The following is a 20068-nucleotide window of genomic DNA, read 5'->3' on the forward strand; positions in this document are numbered from 1 at the left end:
GCTACTCGCGCCAGCCGGTGAGTTCGACCGATTTGCCGGTGTCGACGCGGTAGGCGAGCTTGATCGCGGTCTCTGCACCGGCGGCCAGCTCGAGCTTCCAGGTGACCACGCCGAGGTCGGTCGTTTCGGTCGGCTGTGGTTCGGTGGTGATCGGCTTGACGGTGATCTCATGGTCGCGGGCGACCGGCAGCTGGTCGAGGACGGTAACCCGCGCTGTCCGCGGAGTGTGGTTCTCGATCGTGGTTTCGTACTCGACCTCGCGGCGCCGCGTCGACCCGAGCGTCGCCTTGGTCGCGGTACGGCGAACCAGCTTGCGCTCGACGCGGATCCGGTCGTCCAGGCCGAGCGCGAGTTCGACGTCCTCGCCGGGAGCCCACAACGGCAGCGCGGACGAGCCGACGAAGTCCGCCTCGTGGAAGACGGCGGCTTGTCCGGCCGGCAGCGTGTGGGTGGATGAGTTGACGACGGTGGCGCGCAGGTGCACATCGGTCGACTGGACCGGCGCGGTGATGTAGTCCAGCTCGGCGTCGAGGTCGAGCGACGCGATGGTCGCGCGGTGGGTGGCGCCGTCCGCGGGCACGGCCACCGGCCGGGGTGGCGTGTAGGTCGCCGCGGTGACACCCTGCTCAACGGTCGCCTCGACGTCAGCGAGGGCCGGTCGCGCCTCGGCCAACTCCTGCTCAACGAACGCAACCTGCTTTCCGCGGCCCAGAGCGGCTCCACCCCACGCGCCTGGAGCGGCCGGCATCGGCGGGTGGAAGCGATCGAGGTACCACGGGTCGAGCTCAGGGACCTTCGCACTCACCGTGGGCCGGGCCGTCGACAGGGTGAGGTCGCACTCGGGCCAGTGTTCACCGGTGCGTTGGGTGATCAGGCCGTACCAACTCAGCGTGAGCCGGTCGCCGACCAGGCGGACGTCGTACGAGCTGGTCCAGCCGGCGGAGGGAACGACGTACGACAGCTCGATCTCCACCTCCGCCTCTGACTCGACCGCCAACGCGATGGCAGCCGAACGGCGGTCGGGTTTGCGTTGCTTCGAGACCGCGGCAAGGCGCCGGTCGGCGGCGGCGAGGCGCTCCTCGGCCTCGCGCCGCTGCGTCGCGAGCTCCCGGCGGGTCGACCGTACGGCGGACAACCGGGCCGCCAGCGACTCGATGAACCCGCCGAGCTCGGCACCCGGTTCCGCGGCGGCCAGCGTCCGGGCGAAGCTGCTGCCGGATCGTCGGGCCAGCTGAGCCAGGAACGTGTCGAGCTGCGCCTGGACATCATCGGCGTCGGTCAGCTCCGCAACCGCGGCCGCGGCCTCGCGGCGTTGCCGCTCCAACTCGGCCACCGTGGTGTCCGGAGCCTGCGGGTGATGCTGCGTCGCCAGGTCCACGCCGAGGACCGTGGCCGGCCCGCGACCGGAAACCCGGACCGAGTCCTCGAACAGAGCGAGTGGCAGCGCCTCGACGTACGCCGTTTGATCCCCGGCCGGCACCGTGATCCGGCCGCGCCGGGTGATGCGCGCGCGGTCCGGATAGACAGTGACAGCTGCGATCGGAGCGTCCACCACAAGATCGGTCATGCCCCAAACCTAGTGGCGCACCGGTCCCACCTGAGGAGCTCAGGCGGACTTCTCCTTGATCAGGTTCTCGACGGCCTGGGGGATGGTGGTTTCGAAGTCGAGGAGTTTGGCCCAGGTCGGGGTGATGGTGATGACGACCATCTCGTCGTACAGGGCTTTGACGCCGGCTTCCCATTCCGGGTACTGCTCGTCGGTCACGTTCCTGTGGCCGGCCTGCAGGTAGCCCGCGGGGATGCCGGGGACCAGCTCGACCTCGGCGGTGCCCCGGATCAGGAGGACCTTCGGGGGGAAGGCGGCGGTATCGATGGTCAGGGCGACCTTCGGGTTCTGGCGCAGGGCGGCGACCTTGGCGGCCTTCGGCACCGTCGCCATCACGATCCGGTCGCCCTCGACCCAGAAGCCGATCGGGATGACGCGGGGGTCGCCGTCGAGGCCGTCGTAGGCCAGCCGGGCCGGCTCGGAGCCGTTCAGCAGCTGCTGCGAGTACGGCTTGGCCAGAATCTCCGCGATCTGTTCCGTGTTCATGGTGCTCATCCTTCCGTCCAGGAGGTGTTGTCATCAGGGGGACGAAGCCGCCGGGCGTTCCTCGACATCGGTAGGTTGTTGAATCGTGGAAAGTTTTGGGTTCGGTTCAGGCGAGGTGCAGGTCGGTGACGACGGTGCGGTCGAGCAGGTGCTTCACCCGGACGGCCGGCGGATCCTCCTGACCGACGGTCCCGTGCACGACCGCCTGCATGCCTGGGGCAAGGGCTTCGTCATCACCGACCGCGGCAGCTATCGGTTCGACACTCCGGCCATGGTGCGCTGGCGGCAGACCGGGATCGACCTGCTCTACCAGTTCGGCGAGCTGGAGCTGCGGGTCGGCCGGCGGTTCGGCAAGCAGTGGACCGAGACCTACGAACTGCGCAACACCAGCCGAGACCCGATCGACCTCGGCTCCGTCGCGATCAGTACGCCGTACAACGACGTCTACACGTCGAGCCGCGAGAGCCTGACCGGCGCTGTCCACGCACACGTCTGGACCGGTGGAGCGGACGCCTGGGTCTGGGCGGTCCCGATGGACGGTAGTGGTCCCGGTCTGGGGCTGCAGCTGAAGGAGGGCGAGCTCTGGGCGTACTCGATCGAGTCGCGCGAGCCCGGGACCAGCAGCAACGTCCGCGGCCACATCTACCTCCACCTGACCGACCACGTCCGCGCACCGCACGCAATGGGCGGCCAGCCTGAGCTGACGCTTGCCGCCGGCGCCTCGTATCGCTGGACCTGGCAGCTGGACTGGTACGACGACCTGCCCGCCTTCCACGCGGATCGGCAGCCGCTGATCGACGCCGACCGTCTAGTGGCACAGACCGGCGAGACGATCCACCTCGTCGGCGCCGGTCCGAGCGACCTCAGCAGTGACGAGCCCGGCATCACGCACGTCGACGCGACGGACGGCACGCGGAATGCGCGCATCGCCGTACTGTTCCACGAGCCGTTGCAAGAGATCGCCGTACGACGAGTCCGCTTCATCCTGGACAAACAGCGGCGGCCTGAGCTCGCGGACAGTCGCAAATACGCGTTTGTTCCGTACGACAACGACAGCGGCCTGACCGTGCTGTCTGGCGCGTGGTCCGACTGGTCCGACGCCCGCGAACGCATCGGGATGGCCCTACTGCTGCAAGAGGTCCGCAACCGCGGTTGGGGCGATCGGAGTGAGCTCGACGAGGCACTCCGCGGTTATGAGCGGTTCGTCCGCGACCATCTGGTCGATGCGGACGGCACAGTCCAGGACGACAGCATCCACAAAGAGCGCGTGCGGCTCTACAACTTTCCTTGGTTCGCACGGTTCCTGCTTGGCCAGGGCGATCTAGCCGGCGCTGCTCGCATCCTCGACCGCTACTACGAACTCGGCGGCGACCACTTCCTCGCCTTCGACCTCGGCCCGTTGCTGAGCGAGCTGACCGTCAGCCTGGACGAGCCGGACGCCGGACGGATGCGCGACCACCTCATCCGGCACGCCAAGACCTTCATCGCGTACGGCGACGAACTGCCGCCCCACGAGGTCAATTACGAACAGTCGATGGTCGCTCCTCTTCTCGAACTCCTGGTCTCGGCGTACCACCTCGCACCGGGAGAAGTCGACGGTGCCGAGCTGACCCGGCGCCTGCCCTGGCTGACCGCGTTTGCGGCCGACCAACCCGACGTACGCCTGCGACACGTGCCGATCCGGCATTGGGACGGTTACTGGTTCGGGCGGCTGCGGTTGTGGGGTGATGTCTTCCCGCACTACTGGTCCGTGCTGAGTGCGGCCGTGTATGCCGCCTGGCCGCGCGAGCTGGTGGACGCGGACCAAGCGGCGTGGCTGGACACTGCCCATGAGGCGATCCTGCGGGCGAATCTGGTCAGTTTCGAGGCAGACGGCACCGCCACCTGTGCCTTCGTCTATCCGAGCTGTGTGAACGGGCAGCCCGCGCACGTGGCCGATCCGCTCGCCAACGACCAGGATTGGGCGCTGGTGTACGCACTCAGATCAGACTTGGCAGCAGGTCTCGGAGACCGTCCATGACGTGCTTGTGCAGACTCGTGCCGTACGAGATGCGGGTCGCACCGGCGGCGGCCAGCTCGGCCGCGGTGGGCCCGCCGGGGGAGGCGTGGGCGTTGATCGGTCCGCCGACGCCCTCGGCCACCTCGCTGAGCTGGTCGGTCGGGGCGAGGATCGGGTAGACGCAGTCGGCGCCGGCTCGGCGGTAGGCGCGGCCTCTGGTGATCGCGTCCGTCGAGGTGCCGCCGAAGAGGAAGACGTCCACTCGTGCGTTGATCACCAGGTCGGCTCCGGCGGCGGACCGTACCTCGGCCAGGTACTCGGCCTGCTGTGCCGGGTCGACCAAGTGACGGTCGACGGAGTCCTCGAGGTTGCAACCCACCGCACCGGTCTCCAGGAGACGTTCGACGAACTCCTTGGCCGACAGGCCGTACCCCGCTTCCATGTCCGCGGTCACCGGTACGTCGACCGCCCGGACCATGCGCGCGACCGCACTGAACATCTCGGCGACCGGTGTCAGCTGGCCGTCGTCGTACCCGAGGACTCGGGCGACCGCCCCGCTGCTGGTCGCAACAGCGGGGGCACCGGCCTCGGCGATGATCCGGGCGCTCACCGGATCCCATGCGTTCGCGAGGACCAGGGGAGTATCGCCGTGATGCAGAGCCCGGAATCCTTCGGCCGTGGCTGTCATGGCTTGTAGTGGCCGGGCTCCAGCCGACCGGTCACGCCCATCCGGGTCCACATGTTGATCGTGATGATGAGCGCGATCAGCTGGGCCAGGTCCTTCTCGTCGAACGCCTTGGCGGCCAGTTCGTACACCTCGTCCGGGACGTGGTCGACGCTGATCAGGGTGATGGCCTCGGTCAGCTCGAGCGCGGCCTGCTCCTGCTCGGTGTAGAACTTGCGCGCCTCGCGCCACACCGGCACCAGCGCGATCCTCTGCTGCTGACCCTCGAACTGCGCCAGGTCGAGGGAGTGCATGTCGGTGCAGTACGCGCAGCCGTTCAGCTGGGAGGCGCGGATCCGGATCAGGTGGGACAGCTTGGGGTCCAGGCCGGTGTCGGAGACCGCGTCCAGCGCGATCATTGCCTTGTAGAAATCAGGAACCAGATTGGCGAGCTTGACCCGCGGTGTACTCATGGCTCCAAACCTAGGCCCGGATCGGCCCAGATAGATGGTCCACTTTCACAGCGGATCTGGGGGCCACTTCACCGATGCGAGGCGACCTTCCAGAAAGGCACGTTCGGCCGCGTTACCAGCCAGGGCGAGCGCTTCCTCGTACGCCGCTGCAGCCTCGGACAGCCGCCCGAGCTGCCGCAGGAAGTCCGCCCGGGCCGCACTGAGGTAGTGGTAGATCGCCAGCGCGGGCTCGGCAGTCAGCGGCTCGAGCGCCTGAAGCCCCGCCTCCGCGCCGTCGCGCATCCCGATGGCCACGGCTCTGTTCAGGTCGACGACCGGTGAGGGCCACAAGGCGCGCATGACGTCGTACAGCGCGATGATCCCCTGCCAGTCGGTGTCCTGCCATGCGGGCGCTTCCGCGTGGACGGCGGCAAGCGCGGCCTCGACCGCGTAGCGCGATGGTTGCGCGCGGCTCAACGCGTCGGTCAGGACCGCGATGCCTTCGGCGATCAGCTCCTGGTCCCAGCGGCCTCGATCCTGTTCGGACAACAGCAGTAGCCGCCCGGACCCGTCGACCCGGGTAGGCGAGCGAGCCTCGATGAGCAGCAGGAGCGCCAGCAGCGCGCTGACCTCCGCCTCGCGCGGCATCAGGAGATGCAGCATCCGCGCCAGCCCGATCGCACTGTCGACAAGATCCTGGCGAACCAGCTGGTCACCGGATGGGGCCGCATGACCGGTGGTGAAGATCAGGTGCGTGACCTCGAGCACCGCGTCGAGCCGGCCGGCGAGTTCGTCGTACGCCGGAACCCGATAAGGGATCCGGGCTGCGGCGATCTTCTTCTTGGCCCGGGTGATGCGCGCGGCCATGGTCGACTCCTGGACCAGGAAGGCGCGGGCGACCTCGACCGTGGACAGGCCGCAGACCAGTCGCAGCGTCAGGGCGACCTGGGCGTCGCGTGACAGTGCCGGGTGGCAACACGTGAACACCAGCCGGAGGCGGTCGTCCTCGAGGATGTCTTCCGGACCGGGCGGCGGCGCGTCCGTCACCAGCAAGGGCAGGGACCGCCGGGCCAGGTCTTCCCGGCGGACGAAGTCCAGTGCACGGTTGCGGGCAACCGTGGTCAACCACGCGCCCGGCCGGTCCGGGATCCCCGACTCCTGCCAGGACCGGAGCGCTTGGGCGTACGCGTCCTGGGTGAACTCCTCGGCCAGATCGAGGTCACGCGTCAGCTTGGCGGTGGCGGCCAGCACCTTGGCCCACTCACGCCGGTGGGCGTCGGCTACTGCCTGAGCCACGGGACCAGCCGCCACATCGTCCATCGTGACTAGCCGTGGTTGACCAGCGGACGGATCTCCACGCCGCTGTGTACGACGTGGACCTCGCGCAGACCGGAGCTGAGCGCGATCACCCGGTCCAGGTCCTCGGCCTCGACCAGGTAGAACCCGCCCAGGACCTCTTTGGCCTCCAGGAACGGACCGTCGGTGATCGCCACCTGACCGGCCGCGCCGGCCCGAAGACTCGTGGCGGTCTGCGAGGGCTCCAGCTGTCCGGACGCGAGGACGGCGTCGCCGGCCTTGGCCCGGAACTCACCGTGAGCCTCGTGGATCTTCTTCTCCTCCTCGGAGCTCATCGCCGTCCACTCGGCCTCGTCGCCGAAGATCAGGATCATGTACTTCGTCATCTGCGTTCCATCCGTTCCTCGGGTCCGCGGTGGACCCACTTACTCCAACGACGGATCTGTCGTACCTCAAATCGACAAAGGTGCCTAGTAAGGTCGGTTTTCATGGAAGATGCTGGGCTCAACTCCGGGGCTGACCTGCACCTGGAGTTGACGGCGGCGCGCGGCCGGAACGATCTGGTCACAGCGTTGCACGAGTCGATCCGGACCGGGCGGCTGGCGGCGGGGACCAGGCTGCCGTCGTCGCGGTCGCTGGCCAAGGACCTCGGCATCGCCCGGAACACCGTCGCGGACGCCTACGGACAGCTCGTCGCCGAGGGCTGGCTGACTGCTCGGCAGGGCTCCGGGACGCTGGTCGCCAACCGTGGCGGCGTCCCGCCGACCGCGGTCGTGCCGTTGCCGGAGGCAAGGAAGTTCCGGTACGACCTGACTCCTGGCTCACCCGATGTGGCGACGTTCCCGCGGGGCGAGTGGCTGACGGCGGCGCGGAAGGCGCTGACCGCGGCGCCCAACGACGCGTTCGCGCTGGGCGATCCCCGCGGGCGCATCGAGCTTCGGCGTACGCTCGCCGACTACCTCGCCCGGGCGCGCGGGGTCCGTGCCGATCCGGAGCGGATGCTGATCTGCTCCGGCTACGTGCAGGCGTTGAGCCTGCTCAGCGAGGTCGTGAAGACGCTCGGCGGGACGACGATGGCGGTCGAGGAGTTCGGGTACGACCTGCACCGGGATGTGATCCGGGCCCGTGGTCTGAAGGTCGCCGCCGTACCGGTCGACGAGCTGGGCGCGCAGGCCGCACACCTGACCGGCGATGGTGTCCTGCTCACCCCGGCCCACCAGATGCCGACGGGCGTGCCGCTTGCGCCAGAGCGTCGTACGGCCGCCGTCGAATGGGCTCGAGAGTCAGGTTCGGTGCTGATCGAGGACGATTACGACGGCGAGTTCCGGTACGACCGGCAAGCGGTAGGAGCCCTGCAGGCGTTGGATCCTGAGCGGATCGTTTACACGGGTACGGCGAGCAAGAGTCTCGCGCCCGGCCTGCGGCTCGCCTGGATGGTGGTGCCGCAACGCCTGATCGAGCCGGTGATCGCAGCCAAGCGCACGGCCGACTTCCAGACCGCGACCCTCGACCAGCTCACCCTCGCCGAATTCATTGCCTCCGGCCACTACGACCGGCACGTACGACGCTCTCGGCTGCACTACCGTCATCGCCGCGACCGCCTGGTCGAGCTGCTCGCCGTCCGTGCCCCCGAGGTCAAGGTCGCCGGAATCTCCGCGGGTATGCACGTCCTGCTCGACGTACCCGGAGACGCCGCAGACGTGGTCGAGCGCGCGACCCGTCAGGGCCTGGGCCTGAACACGCTCGCCGCCTACCACTTCAACCCCACCCCGGCCACGCGCCAAGCAGTCATCGTCGGCTACGGCACCCCGCCCGACCATGCCTACCCCGGCGCGCTCGACCTGCTCTGCCAGGTCCTAGGCGTTTAAGGTCTGACCCGCCAGCTCGAAGACCTCGTCGGCGCAGCCCCACGAGAGCGTGACGCCGGAACCGCCGTGCCCGTAGCAATGGATGACGGGCTCCCCGGTCCGAGTACGAACGACCTCGCAGCGAATCGTCGGACGGGCCGGACGAAGACCGACGCGCTGACGCAGGATCTTCGCCTTACGCAACTGCGGGACGAACTCGACGGCGCGCGCGAGGATCTGGTCCGACATCGCCGGATCGACGGCCATGGTCCAATCACCCGGCTGACTCGTGCCCCCGACCACCACGTCGTTGTCGCGCGGGATCACATACGTCAGCTCTTCCGGCGACCGGTCCGCGAGGAGCCACTCGGTCAGACCGACCTGCTCGACCGTCATCACCTGGCCGCGAACCGGCGTCACGGTCGGGTCGCCGGCCGTCAGGCGCGCGCCGAGGCCGGTGCAGTTCACGACCAGATCGGCAGCTGTCGGCAAGGCGGACAAGGCCGCACGCGTCAACGTCCCGCCGGCCTGCTCCAGCCGCTTCACCAACGCCTGCAGATATCCGGGCATCTCGATCACGGGCGACGTGAACGACCACCCGTCCGCGAACCCCGCCGGCGGCGACGGCACCCGGGCCAGATCAGGCAGCACGTCGGCCCAGCGCGGATCCGGCGTCCGCTCCACCAGGAACTCGCGCCCGTGCCGCATCCGCACCGACGGCTCGAGCTCGGCCAGCTTCGCGAACTCTTCGTACGTCGTCCTGGACCATGCCGCCACCCGGTCCTCGGGAGCCGACAGGTACGGGTACCAGATCGCGGCCGCCACCGAAGACGTCGTCTCCAGTGGCAGATCGCGAGCGAACACGGCCACGTCGTACCCACCCTCGGCGAGCCGGACCGCGCAACTCAGCCCGATCACGCCCGCACCCACCACGATCACGCGCATCTACAGATTGTTACGTGTCGACCGCGATCACGCCACCGGTTGCCCAGGGCAATCTCAGTGCAGGTCCACAGCCAACGAGTAGAAGCGCGTGATCTGCGTGGCGCCGTTGTTGTCGTCCGACATCAGGTACAGCTGCCGCCGGCCACCCGGCAGGTAACCACCCAGCGCGAGGCCTTCGACGTTGTCCAGCAGCGGGTTCGGCTGCGGCTGCTTGGCGACCGCGCCCGACGGTGGGCAGTTGACCAGGTCGAACAGCGGCTTCTTCGACAGGAAGACGTTCGACGACACATCCGCCAGCGACTGCACCTTGGAAACGTCCTGCGCCCGGCGCAATGACACCGTGAAGACGCGGATCGTGTTGCCGACGCCCGGGGTGAACGTGCGCTCCATCGAGACCAGCTCGGTCGGGCTGACCCAGGCGAGCTCGACCAGGGCGAGACCCGGGTCCGGCTTGTAGGCGTACTGCGCGATCGGCTGGTACCCGTGACCCGGCAGACCGAAGTACCTGATGATGCGGTTCCGGGTCGAGCCGTTGGCGTCCGTACCGTCCGGAGCCAGCGGGCCTTCCATCCCGGCGAACAGCGAGAGCCCGTCGGCGCTGACCGTGAGGGACTCGAAGGTCTGGTTGCTGATCGCCTCACCGGCCGGCGCGACCTGGAACCGCGGCGGCACCGGGAGCGAAGCGACCTCCTTGCCGTCCGAGAGCCGGAACCGGCGGATCGACGGCTCGCGCTCGGACGTCGCGAGGATGGTCCGGTCACCACGCTCGACGACCAGTCCCTCGCCGTCGAAGTCGCCACCGGTGTACGGCGTTCCGTCCGGGCGACGCAGGATCGTCATCCCGTCGACCTTCGCCGAGGTGGGCTTGCTATTGACGTTCAGGTCGAACACCCGGGCCGGCGTGGTCCCGACGTTGTCCACCAACGCCAGCGCGCTGTGCGGGCCGGTCACGCTGATCGCGGACAGCCCGGCCACCGGCTGGCCGTCGAACGTCGTCTTGTCCAGCGCGTCACTGAACCCGAGGAACTGAGCCTTCGGCGAACACGCGTTCTGCCCACCACCAGGTCCGTACGACGTTGCCGAGGCCGTCAGCGTCGTGGTCAAAGCGGTCAGGACAACGGCTGCGGCGAGGGGTTTCTGCCAGCGCATTCCAGGCTCCTAAGTCAGAGACAACAGCACCGATCGAAACCTACCGGAGTGAATTCTCAGCGCACCAAGCATGGCCGTTTCGGGTCAAAGGTCCAGTCCTCGACGAGGTACTGCATCGCGATCGCGTCATCGCGTGCATCAAGCCCATGGTCCAGATACATCGTGTGCGCGGCCGCCAACGCTTCGCGGTCGAGCTCGACCCCGAGCCCCGGGCGCGTCGGCACGGCAATCCGACCGTCGACGATCCGCAATGGATCCTTGGTCAACGCCTGTCCGTCCTGCCAGATCCAATGCGTGTCCAGTGCGGTGATCTCGCCCGGCGCCGCCGCACCGACCTGGGTGAACATCGCCAGCGAGATGTCGAAGTGGTTGTTCGAATGCGACCCCCAGGTCAACCCGAAGTCGTTGCACACCTGCGCGACCCGCACCGACCCCGCCATCGTCCAGAAATGCGGATCGGCCAGCGGAATATCGACCGCGTCCGTCCGGATCGCCTGCGCGAGTTCACGCCAGTCGGTCGCGATCATGTTGGTCGCCGTCCGCAGCCCGGTCGCGCGCTTGAACTCGGCCATCGTCTCCCGCCCAGAGAAGCCGGTCTCGGCACCACACGGATCCTCGACATACGCCACGTCCAGTCCGGAGCACACCGCGATGGCCTCCCGCACGGACCACGCGCCGTTCGGATCGATCGTGATGCGTGCGGACGGGAAGCGTGCGGACAACGCTCGTACCGCATCAATCTCCACGGAGGCCTCGAAGACCCCGCCCTTGAGCTTGAAGTCCACGAAGCCGTAGCGTTCCTGCGCCGCCTCGGCCAGTGCGACCACAGCGTCCGCCGTCAGGACAGGCTGCCGCCGCAGCTGCGACCACCGATCGGTGCCGCTGTCCATCAGGTACGGCAGCTCGGTGCGACTCGTATCGCCTACATAGAAGAGATATCCGAGCACTGGCACGGACGACCGCTGCTGACCGTCGCCGAGAAGCTCCGCCACGGGTACGCCGAGATGCTGGCCGAGCAGGTCGAGTAACGCGGACTCAAGACCGGTGACGGCGTGCACCGTCGTCCGCAGGTCGAAGGTCTGCAATCCACGCCCGCCTGAGTCCCGGGACGAGAAGGCCTCAGCGACGGTGCGGAGGAGACGGCGATAGCGAACGATCTCTTGACCTACCAGCAATTCCTCCGCGTCCTCGACGGTCGACGCGATCGACCGCCCACCCGGAACCTCACCCAGGCCGGTGTTGCCGGAGCTGTCGGTCACGATGACGACGTTCCGGGTGAAGAACGGCCCGTGCGCGCCACTCAGGTTGAGCAGCATGCTGTCGTACCCGGCCACCGGCACGACCTCCACCGACGTGATGGTCGGGGTCATTTGACCTTGCCGATCAGCTCGGCCAGCTGGGTGAGCTCGTCGTCGGTCAGGTCCTGCAGCGGCGGGCGAACCGGCCCCGCCGAGCGGCCGATCGCGGTGAGGCCGGCCTTGACGATCGACACCGCGTATCCCTTCGTCCGGTCGCGAATGTCCAAGTAGGGCAGGACGAACTCGTTGAGCTTGCGGTAGACGGCCTCGCGGTCCTGCGCAAGGACGTCGGCGTAGAAACCGAGCGCAAACTCGGGCACGAAGTTGAAGATCGCCGACGAATAGGTGTTCACGCCGAGCTGGAGCAACGGCAGCGCGAACGTCTCGGCGGTCGGCAGGCCACCGATGTACGTGAGCCGGTCGCCGACCCGTGCGTACGTCCGCGTCATCATCTCGATGTTGCCGACGCCGTCCTTGAGGCAGACCAGGTTCGCGTTGCGGTCGGCGAGCTCGGCGACAGAGACGTCGGTCAGGATGGCATTCGCGCGGCTGTAGACCGTGACCCCGAGCTTGGTACTACGGCACACGGCGGACACATGCTCGATCAGGCCGCGCTGCCCGGCCTCGGTCAGGTACGGCGGCAACAGCAGCACGCCGTCCGCCCCCGCGGCCTCGGCGGCTTGGGCTTGTGACACCGCCAGGGCAGTGCCGCCGGTCGCGGGTGCGATCACCGGGACCCGGCCGTTGACCTCGGACACCGCCGTACGGACGACCGTGTCGATCTCGGCCGGCGTCAGGCTGAACCCCTCGCCGGTACCGCCCGCGGTGAAGAGGCCGGCGACGTCGTACTGACTGAGCCAGGACAGGTGCTCGCGGTAGCCGGCCTCGTTGAAGCTCAGGTCGGCGTTGAAGTGGGTGACCGGGAAGGACAGCAGTCCGGTCTTGAGCTTGGCGGCCAGTTCGGTGGGGGTCACGGCCGCCAGCCTAAGAACGGATAGTGATACCTGTCCAAGACCGTTTCTGGATCTATCGATGCGCTCAGAGCATCGCCCGGAGGACTGCGGTCGCGACGATCCCGGCGCAGGCGGCGGGCAGGAGCGGAACGCGGAGCAGGTTGAGGCCCGCGGCCGTACCCACGCCGACCAGTTGGGTCCAGTCGACCGTCCGCCCGCCGAGGTCGGTGACGATCAGACCGGCCAGCAGCGCCGGAGCCGTCAACTCGGTCACTCGGACCAGCCACGCTGGGAGTTCGCGCCGGCCGATGACCAGTGGGCCGCCGGCCTTCAACAGCCAATTACCGATGCTCACGACCAGAATCGACAACCACAGCTTCATCACTCCTCCTCGGGGATTTGAGTCCGATCAGGGTCGCGGCGGCGGCGCCGAGCAAGGCGTAACCGGTGGTGGTGACGAAAAGCAGGCCGACCGCGATCGCGCCGCCGAGCAACGTCGCCGCGACCGCACGCCGGGAACGACGGAGCTCGTCGAGCAGCAGGATCGTGAAGAACGCCGGGAAGGCGACGTCGAGGCCGAGCTGGTGCATCAACTCGGGCGACGGTGCCAGTACGACGCCGATTGCGGTCCCGCCGGTCCAGAGCAGCCACTGCGGGACGCTGAGGCCGATCATCCGCCAGATGTCGTACCCGCCGTCCTCGGTATGGGCGCCCACGAACGACGCATCCACGATCCCTTGGGCCTTCAGTGCGCGGCTCAAGCGGCCGCCGCGCAGGCTCGGCGTGATCGCCACGCTCATCACCAGATACCGGAGGTTGATCACCATCGCCGCGACGATCGCGGCGAGCACCGTCGCGGCGGACAGCGAGCTCAGCAGCGTGAACTGCGCCGAGCCGGTGAAGGCCAGCGCCGAGAACACCACCGGCGCGATCGAGCCCCAGCCGCGGGCGTGTGCCTCGGCTCCGAAGTTCAGCGCGAGGACGCAGGTCGCGATTCCGGGGCCGATCCCAAGTCTTACGCCGTGCAGGAACGACTTCCGTGCGGCCGGCGTCATGATGTCCGCATCCGCGCGTAGTGCCGGCGACCGCGAGCCCGGTTGCCGCAGTCCGCAGAGCTGCACCACCGCCGCGAACCGTTCTTGCTGCGGTCGAGGAACAGCCAGCCACAGCCCGCATCGGCACACTGCCGCAGCCGACCAAGGTCCTCGTCCTCGAACAGCCGCCAGACCGCCAACCGCACAACCTCTGCCGGTCCACGGGCCTGCCACCCGAACGGACCCACCGAGAACGTCGCCGATCCGACGACTCCGGCGATCAGTTCGTGCAAGGCCGCGATCTGCTCGACCCCTGGCAGGTGACCGTCGGCGAGCGGCGCGAGCACGTCGTACGCCGTCTCGCGCGCAGCGACCAGCTGGTCACGCAGCTCGGGTGACGGATCCGCCTCAACCTCGGTGGCGGCGAGCCACAGGGCCAGATTCGGCAGCTCGTCGAACCGGTCGACGGCCCGCTCCGGATCCAGCCGCCATGCCACCGTGTTCACCAGATCCAGCGCCAGGTGCCCGCCGATCAACTCCGGCCGATAGGCCATCGGGAACCACCTCCAGCTCCCAACCTAACAAGCAAAACGGATTTTGTCTGTTATGGGCGTGTTTGATGCTGTCGTAACAGCGCGGTTCCAGGGCGGAAACATCCGGCGAACAAGCTTCAGTCATGGCCGAAATCGATGTACCGAGTCTGTTCTCTCCCCTTGACCCCGACCGGGCCGGCGTGGTCTGGAAATGGCGGTTGCTGGAGGAGCTGAAGCAGGCCGGTCTGCAGGCCGACGATCCGCGGGTCGCGGATGCTCTTGCCCGGGCGCTGGCGACCGAGCCCGGCTTCGAACCGGGGCAGCCGGAGTGGCTCGACTACAAGCAGTTCCACCAGGTCGTGCAGGAGCCGGTCATCGGTCGCGCCCTGCAAGGCGAGTTGTCGATGCGGCCGGACGAGTTCGCCGAGTTCACTCGCGCGGTGGAACGGATCCACGCCGACCTGCTCGACGAGCGGTCCGGCGAAGTCGCCCAGTACATCCCCACCCTGAAGCACGCGGACCCGGAACGGTTCGGGATCGCGGTCTGCACCGGCGACGGCCAGGTCTTCGTGATCGGCGACGCGGCGGTCCCGTTCAGCGTGCAGTCGACGTCGAAGCCCTTCGGCTACGGGATGGCGCTGGAGGAGCACGGGGCCGAGGCGGTGCACAAATGGGTCGGTCAGGAGCAGAGCGGCGGCACGTTCAACGACCCGCGGTTGTCGCTGGACGCGGCCGGGAAGCCGCAGAACCCGATGATCAACGCCGGTGCGATGGCGACCCTCGCTCTGGTCGAGTCCGACCTCGACGTCTCCGAGCGGTTCGCCAAGGTCGAGCAGATGTGGACCCGGATGACGGGCACGCGACCGGGTTTCGACCACCGGACGTTCCTGGCCGAGCGCGACACCGGTCACGGCAACCGTGGACTCGCCAACCTGATGGCGGCGAAGGACATGCTGAAGGTCGACCCCAGGGATCGGGACGCGCCGCAGAAGGTGGCCGAGTTCTACTTCGCGGCCTGCTCGGTCGAGATCGACGCCCAGCGGCTCGCGTCCGCCGGAGCGACGCTGGCCAACGGTGGTGTGTCACCGTTCACGGGTGAGCGGGTCTTCTCCGCGGAGACCACCGCACGGGTGTTGGCGGTGATGGGACACAGCGGGATGTACAACGACTCGGGCGAGTTCGCGGGCCACGTCGGGCTACCGGCCAAGAGCGGTGTCTCCGGAAACGTGATGATGGTCGTTCCGGACCGGAACCTGGCGGTGGTCACGTTCTCGCCGCGGTTGGATGCCGCCGGCAACTCGGTCCGCGGCGTCGAGGTGTGCAAACGGCTGGTCGCCGAGTTCGGGCTGCATCCCTACCAGGGCCTCGGTGCGCAGCGCGAGCCGGCCCGCATCGCTTTCGACGGGATGCCGCAGGTCGGCACGGTGTCACACGACACCGCGCTGACGACCGGTCCCCACAACTTCCAGCGCGGCGGGGACCGGTCGAATCAGGCGATCACTCAACGGTGACGGACTTGGCCAGGTTCCGCGGCTTGTCGACGTCGTGGCCGAGGGCAACGGCTGCGTAGTACGCGATGATCTGCAGCGGGATCGTCAGCAGGATCGGGTCCAGCTCCGGCTCGTTCTTCGGTACGACGATCTTCGCGGCGACCCCGTCCGGGACGTCGACGCCCGGGTGGGTGACGACGTACAGCGGGCCCGACCGCGCGCCGATCTCGTGCAAGGCGCCGATGTTGCGGTCCAGCAGCTCGTCCTGCGGCACGATCGCGACGCTCGGGACGTCCGGTGAGATCAGCGCGAGCGGGCCGTGCTTCAGCTCCGAGGTCTGGTACGCCTCGGCGTGCCGGTAGGAGATCTCCTTGAGCTTCTGCGCACCCTCGCGGGCGACCGGGTAGCCGCGGGTCCGGCCGACGAAGAACAGGCTCTCGTGCTGCGCGAGCCGGCCGGCGATCTTGGCCAGGTCCTCCTCCTGGTCGACGATCGCCTGGATGTGCTCAGGGAGCTTCTTCAGGCCCTCGATCAGCCGGCGGCCGTCGGCGGGGGAGACATCGCGGATCCGGCCCAGGTGGATGCCGAGCATCGCGAACCCGACCGCCATGTTGGTCAGCGCCTTGGTGGACGCGACCGACACCTCCGGACCGGCATGCAGGTAGACACCACCGTCGACCTCACGGGCGATGCTCGAGCCGACCGCGTTGACCAGGCCGATCACCCGGCCGCCCTTGCGCTTCAGCTCCTGGACGGCGACCAGCGTGTCCAGCGTCTCGCCGGACTGGCTGACGGCGACGTACAGCGTGTCCCGCTCGACCACCGGGTTGCGGTACCGGAACTCCGACGCCGGCTCGGCGTCGGCTGGGATCCGCGCGACCTCCTCGATGAACTGGGCGCCCATCTGGCCCGCGTAGTACGCCGAACCACAGCCGAGGATCTTGACCCGCTTGATCTCGCGCGCCTCGCGGGCGTCCATGTTCAGGCCGCCCAGGTGGACGGTGTGGAAACGCTCGTCCAGACGGCCACGGATGGCCCGGCCGACCGCGTCCGGCTGCTCGTGGATCTCCTTCATCATGAAGTGCTCGTGCAGGCCGCGCTCGTACTCGTCGGCCTCCCACTCGACCGTCTTGGCGGTCTTCGTGGTCGGCGCGGCGTCCTGGGTGAAGGTGCGGTAGCCGTCGGCGCGGACGGTCGCCATCTCGCCGTCGTCCAAGTAGACGACCTGGCGGGTGTAGCGGATCAGCGCGGCCGCGTCGGACGCGACGTGCATCTCGCCGTCACCGATGCCGAGGATCAGCGGGCTGCCGTTGCGGGCGACCACGATCCGGTCGGGGAAGTCCAGGTCGATCACGGCGATGCCGTAGGTGCCCTCGATCCGGCGCAGCGCGGCCATCACCTTCTCCTCGAGGCTGGCCCCCTCGGCCTGCTCGATCAGGTGCGCGAGGACCTCGGTGTCGGTCTCCGAGCGGAGCTTGACGCCGGCGTCCTCCAGTTGCGCGCGAATCGCGCCGGCGTTGTCGAAGATGCCGTTGTGAACGACGGCGATCCGCTCGTTGCCGCTCGCGTGCGGGTGGGCGTTGTCCTTGCTCGGACCGCCGTGGGTGGCCCACCGGGTGTGGCCGATGCCGAGCTTCCCGCCGAACCGCTTCGGCAGCGAGGCCTCCAGCTCACGGACGCGGCCGGCGTCCTTGTGCACCTTCAGCTCGCTGGACCCGAGGACGGCGACTCCCGCCGAGTCGTAGCCGCGGTACTCCAAGCGGGCCAGTCCGTCCACCAGGATGGGCGCGGCCGGCTTGGTGCCGACGTACCCGACGATTCCGCACATGTGTTCATGCCTTTCGGAGGTTGTCGTTCACAACAGAACCCGGTCAGCCGTAGACGATCCGTCGCAGCTGCCGGGCGGAGAGTTCGGGTGAGCGGACCGGCCAGTGCCGGAGCTCGGTGCCGAGGCGCGCGAAGATCTCGTCGTTGCGGGCACCGTAGGTCTGCAACTCACGGTGCCGGCGCCGGACGTATTCCTCGGTCGTCTCGGTGAAATAGGCCAGTACGTCGGCGACCACGCGCCGCGCGTCGTCCGCGGACAAACCCGTCGTTCGGCTGACCTGATCGGCCAGCTCGTCCACCGGCCCTACCGCCGCCTCACTGATCACCCGACAACCTTGCAGTGTTTCCAGGTCCAACGCAAAGCATCTGCCCGAAATCGGGCAAATTCCCTGCTTTGTCAGGATCTAGAAGAGCCGGAGGACGTCGGATTCCATCCCGCGGAGCGCGTCGTAGTCGACCGTCACGCATTCGAGGCCGCGGTCGGTGGCCAGGAACTGGGCCTGCGGCTTGATCAGCTGGGCGGCGAAGATGCCGCGGACCGGGGCCAGGAGCGGGTCACGGTTGAGGAGCTCGACGTACCGGGTCAGTTGCTCGACACCGTCGATCTCGCCGCGGCGCTTGATCTCGACCGCGACATGCTTGCCGTCGGCGTCGCGGCAGAGCAGGTCGACCGGGCCGATCGCGGTCGGGTACTCGCGTCGTACCAGCGTCCAGCCCTCGCCGAAGGTGTGCACGTGCTCGGCGAGCAGCTCCTGCAGGTGGGCCTCGACGCCGTCCTTGATCAGGCCGGGGTCCGTGCCGAGCTCATAGGCGGTGTCGCTGTGGACCTCCTCGAGGGTGATCCGCAGCTCCTCACCGGCCTTGTTCGTGACGCTCCACACGCCGTCCTCTTCGGTCAGCTTGCACGGCGGCGACATCCAGTTGAGCGGCTTGTACGAGCCGCCGTCGGCGTGGATCAGCACCGACCCGTCCGCCTTCACCATCAGCAGCCGCGGTGCCATCGGCAGATGAGCCGTCAGCCGCCCCGAGTAGTCCACAGAACACGTAGCAATCACCAAGCGCACGAGAAAGCACCGTAGTCCACAACTTGCGCGAAACCCATGTCGCCTGGCCGGTAGGGATGCGAGGCTGGTGGGCATGAACCTCATGTGTCCCGCGCGGATCCTGCTGCTGCCCGGGGACGGACGCGACGCGGTCGTGGACGAGCAGATCGCGCAGGTATACGCAGGGCCGTTCGAGGCGGCGGCCGGCGCGCGGCTGGCGGAGCAGCTCGGCGTGCGGGTGACCGTCGTACCCGAGCTGGTGCGCAACCCCGACGACGAGCTGCGGGCGATCGCGGACCTGCATCGGGGCGAGACCGTGGTCGTGCTCGGGCTGGACCTGGGACTCAGACTGCCCGCGACCGTCGAGCACACCGGTGACGGGTGGACCCGGGTGCCGACGGACAACGAGGTGACGCTGGCGGCGTACGAGCAGCGGGCGGAGGCGTTCCGGGACTCGATCCCGAAGGAGCCCAACCACAACCTGATCGACCTGCTCGCGGGGCGGATCGAGCCGGGCGGACGCGTGCTGGAGATCGGCAGCGGCACCGGGCGCGACGCGGTCGAGCTCGAGCGCCGGGGTTTCGTCGTACGACGGACCGACGCGACCTCGTCGTTCGTGGAGATGATGCGGGCCGACGGGTACGCCGTCGACCAGCTCGACGCACTGCGGGACGACTTCGGCGGACCGTACGACGCGGTCTTCGCCGACGCCGTGTTCCTGCACTTCGACCGGACCCAGTTGGCCGACGTACTGCGGAAGTCCGGCAACGCGTCGAACGTCCTCGCCTTCAACGTGAAGGAGGGCAAGGGTGAGGAGTGGTCGAACCGCTACCTCGATCTGCCCCGACACTTCGTCCTTTGGCAGGAAGAGCCCCTGCGTGCCGTACTCGCGTCGACGGGCTGGACCGTCGAACAGTTCAATCGGACCGAGTTCAAGAACGGCGGCTGGTTCCAGGTGCTCGCGAGCCGCCGGTGATCAGGGCCGGCGTCGTCCTGCTGTCCCCGGAGGGCGTCGCGGCGATCGAGCGGATCCGCGATGGGCAGCGGTACCACGTGTTGCCGGGCGGTCAGGTCGAGGCCGGCGAGAGCCTGTCGGAGGCAGCGTGCCGCGAGACGCATGAGGAGCTTGGTCTGCTGGTGAAGCTCCGCGGACTCGTTGCGGTCGTGAACTTCGGCGACAGCACTCAGCACTACTTCCTGGCCGAGTCGATCGGCGGCGAATTCGGGACCGGGAACGGCCCGGAGATGGCGAGTCCGGCGGAATCCGAGCGGGGGAGTTATCGGGCTGTGTGGTTGCCGGTGCGGGATCTCGTCGAACAGGATCTGCGGCCCAAGCCGATGGCGTCGGGCCTGTGCGCCGCGCCGGATCCGCACTGGTTGATGGACGGGTGGCTCGAGACGCCGGCGGTGTTCGAGGAGGGCGTGTGAGGCCCGACTCACCTCATG

At 68.4% G+C, this 20068-nt stretch carries 21 protein-coding genes; 5 read left to right on the forward strand and 16 right to left on the reverse strand.

The window, feature by feature from the left end; genetic code table 11:
• Window position 1 precedes the first annotated feature (1 nt).
• On the reverse strand, window positions 2–1567 hold the full coding sequence (locus ACWF4Z_RS07095) for a DUF4139 domain-containing protein (protein WP_452242047.1): 1566 nt from the start codon (window positions 1565–1567) through the stop codon (window positions 2–4).
• Window positions 1568–1606: 39 nt separating this feature from the next.
• Window positions 1607–2092: a pyridoxamine 5'-phosphate oxidase family protein gene (locus ACWF4Z_RS07100; protein WP_452242048.1), complete on the reverse strand. Its 486-nt coding sequence runs from the start codon at window positions 2090–2092 to the stop codon at window positions 1607–1609.
• Between the two features lie 85 nt (window positions 2093–2177).
• Between ACWF4Z_RS07100 and ACWF4Z_RS07105 the strand changes: the two genes are divergently transcribed.
• Entirely contained in the window at window positions 2178–4112 is a 1935-nt protein-coding gene (locus ACWF4Z_RS07105; protein WP_452242049.1) for a hypothetical protein, read from the forward strand.
• On the opposite strand, the gene ACWF4Z_RS07110 is transcribed toward ACWF4Z_RS07105, so the two are convergent.
• From ACWF4Z_RS07110 to ACWF4Z_RS07125, 4 genes are read right to left on the reverse strand one after another with little or no spacing between them, the layout of a single operon-like run.
• Window positions 4072–4779: an isocitrate lyase/PEP mutase family protein gene (locus tag ACWF4Z_RS07110; protein WP_452242050.1), complete on the reverse strand. Its 708-nt coding sequence runs from the start codon at window positions 4777–4779 to the stop codon at window positions 4072–4074. The genes ACWF4Z_RS07105 and ACWF4Z_RS07110 overlap by 41 nt on opposite strands.
• Window positions 4776–5228: a carboxymuconolactone decarboxylase family protein gene (locus ACWF4Z_RS07115; protein ID WP_452242051.1), complete on the reverse strand. Its 453-nt coding sequence runs from the start codon at window positions 5226–5228 to the stop codon at window positions 4776–4778. Before ACWF4Z_RS07115 ends, ACWF4Z_RS07110 begins: the two co-directional genes overlap by 4 nt.
• Before the next feature lie 45 nt (window positions 5229–5273).
• Window positions 5274–6527, reverse strand: a complete 1254-nt coding sequence (locus ACWF4Z_RS07120) for an RNA polymerase sigma factor (protein WP_452242052.1) — start codon at window positions 6525–6527, stop codon at window positions 5274–5276.
• Window positions 6528–6532: 5 nt separating this feature from the next.
• A complete protein-coding gene (locus tag ACWF4Z_RS07125) occupies window positions 6533–6889 on the reverse strand; it encodes a YciI family protein (RefSeq protein ID WP_452242053.1) in 357 nt (118 codons plus the stop codon).
• Between the two features lie 102 nt (window positions 6890–6991).
• Here ACWF4Z_RS07125 and pdxR point away from each other — a divergent pair, with 102 nt between their 5' ends.
• Window positions 6992–8371 (forward strand): MocR-like pyridoxine biosynthesis transcription factor PdxR, encoded by a 1380-nt coding sequence (gene pdxR, locus ACWF4Z_RS07130; protein WP_452242054.1) that lies wholly within the window; start codon window positions 6992–6994, stop codon window positions 8369–8371.
• On the opposite strand, the gene ACWF4Z_RS07135 is transcribed toward pdxR, so the two are convergent.
• The 7 genes from ACWF4Z_RS07135 to ACWF4Z_RS07165 form a co-directional block, all read right to left on the reverse strand.
• Complete coding sequence (locus ACWF4Z_RS07135) at window positions 8360–9295, reverse strand: FAD-dependent oxidoreductase (RefSeq protein ID WP_452242055.1); 936 nt, start codon at window positions 9293–9295, stop codon at window positions 8360–8362. The two genes, pdxR and ACWF4Z_RS07135, sit on opposite strands and share 12 nt — an antisense overlap.
• 54 nt (window positions 9296–9349) lie before the next feature.
• On the reverse strand, window positions 9350–10444 hold the full coding sequence (locus tag ACWF4Z_RS07140; RefSeq protein WP_452242056.1) for an esterase-like activity of phytase family protein: 1095 nt from the start codon (window positions 10442–10444) through the stop codon (window positions 9350–9352).
• Window positions 10445–10500: 56 nt separating this feature from the next.
• A complete protein-coding gene (locus ACWF4Z_RS07145) occupies window positions 10501–11814 on the reverse strand; it encodes an enolase C-terminal domain-like protein (protein WP_452242057.1) in 1314 nt (437 codons plus the stop codon).
• Window positions 11811–12716 (reverse strand): 5-dehydro-4-deoxyglucarate dehydratase, encoded by a 906-nt coding sequence (gene kdgD / locus ACWF4Z_RS07150; RefSeq protein WP_452242058.1) that lies wholly within the window; start codon window positions 12714–12716, stop codon window positions 11811–11813. The genes ACWF4Z_RS07145 and kdgD overlap by 4 nt, the downstream gene beginning before the upstream one ends.
• 64 nt (window positions 12717–12780) lie before the next feature.
• Window positions 12781–13077 carry an AzlD domain-containing protein gene (locus ACWF4Z_RS07155; protein WP_452242059.1) on the reverse strand — a complete coding sequence of 99 codons (297 nt, stop codon included), beginning with the start codon at window positions 13075–13077 and terminating at the stop codon, window positions 12781–12783.
• Entirely contained in the window at window positions 13037–13750 is a 714-nt protein-coding gene (locus ACWF4Z_RS07160; RefSeq protein WP_452242060.1) for an AzlC family ABC transporter permease, read from the reverse strand. Before ACWF4Z_RS07160 ends, ACWF4Z_RS07155 begins: the two co-directional genes overlap by 41 nt.
• On the reverse strand, window positions 13747–14283 hold the full coding sequence (locus ACWF4Z_RS07165; protein WP_452242061.1) for a CGNR zinc finger domain-containing protein: 537 nt from the start codon (window positions 14281–14283) through the stop codon (window positions 13747–13749). The genes ACWF4Z_RS07160 and ACWF4Z_RS07165 overlap by 4 nt, the downstream gene beginning before the upstream one ends.
• Before the next feature lie 122 nt (window positions 14284–14405).
• On the opposite strand from ACWF4Z_RS07165, the gene glsA reads away from it, so the two are divergent.
• Entirely contained in the window at window positions 14406–15773 is a 1368-nt protein-coding gene (gene glsA / locus ACWF4Z_RS07170; protein WP_452242062.1) for a glutaminase A, read from the forward strand.
• Here the strand turns inward: glsA and glmS are convergent.
• From glmS to nucS, 3 genes are all read right to left on the reverse strand, one after another.
• Complete coding sequence (gene glmS / locus ACWF4Z_RS07175; RefSeq protein WP_452242063.1) at window positions 15760–17580, reverse strand: glutamine--fructose-6-phosphate transaminase (isomerizing); 1821 nt, start codon at window positions 17578–17580, stop codon at window positions 15760–15762. The genes glsA and glmS overlap by 14 nt on opposite strands.
• 43 nt (window positions 17581–17623) lie before the next feature.
• On the reverse strand, window positions 17624–17905 hold the full coding sequence (locus ACWF4Z_RS07180; RefSeq protein WP_452242064.1) for a hypothetical protein: 282 nt from the start codon (window positions 17903–17905) through the stop codon (window positions 17624–17626).
• A 78-nt stretch (window positions 17906–17983) separates the two neighbouring features.
• Entirely contained in the window at window positions 17984–18643 is a 660-nt protein-coding gene (gene nucS, locus ACWF4Z_RS07185; protein WP_452242065.1) for an endonuclease NucS, read from the reverse strand.
• Between the two features lie 73 nt (window positions 18644–18716).
• On the opposite strand from nucS, the gene ACWF4Z_RS07190 reads away from it, so the two are divergent.
• On the forward strand, window positions 18717–19598 hold the full coding sequence (locus ACWF4Z_RS07190; RefSeq protein WP_452242066.1) for a methyltransferase domain-containing protein: 882 nt from the start codon (window positions 18717–18719) through the stop codon (window positions 19596–19598).
• On the forward strand, window positions 19595–20050 hold the full coding sequence (locus tag ACWF4Z_RS07195; protein ID WP_452242067.1) for an NUDIX domain-containing protein: 456 nt from the start codon (window positions 19595–19597) through the stop codon (window positions 20048–20050). The genes ACWF4Z_RS07190 and ACWF4Z_RS07195 overlap by 4 nt, the downstream gene beginning before the upstream one ends.
• Window positions 20051–20068: the final 18 nt, after the last annotated feature.

The organism is Kribbella sp. NPDC055071, assembly GCF_053608045.1.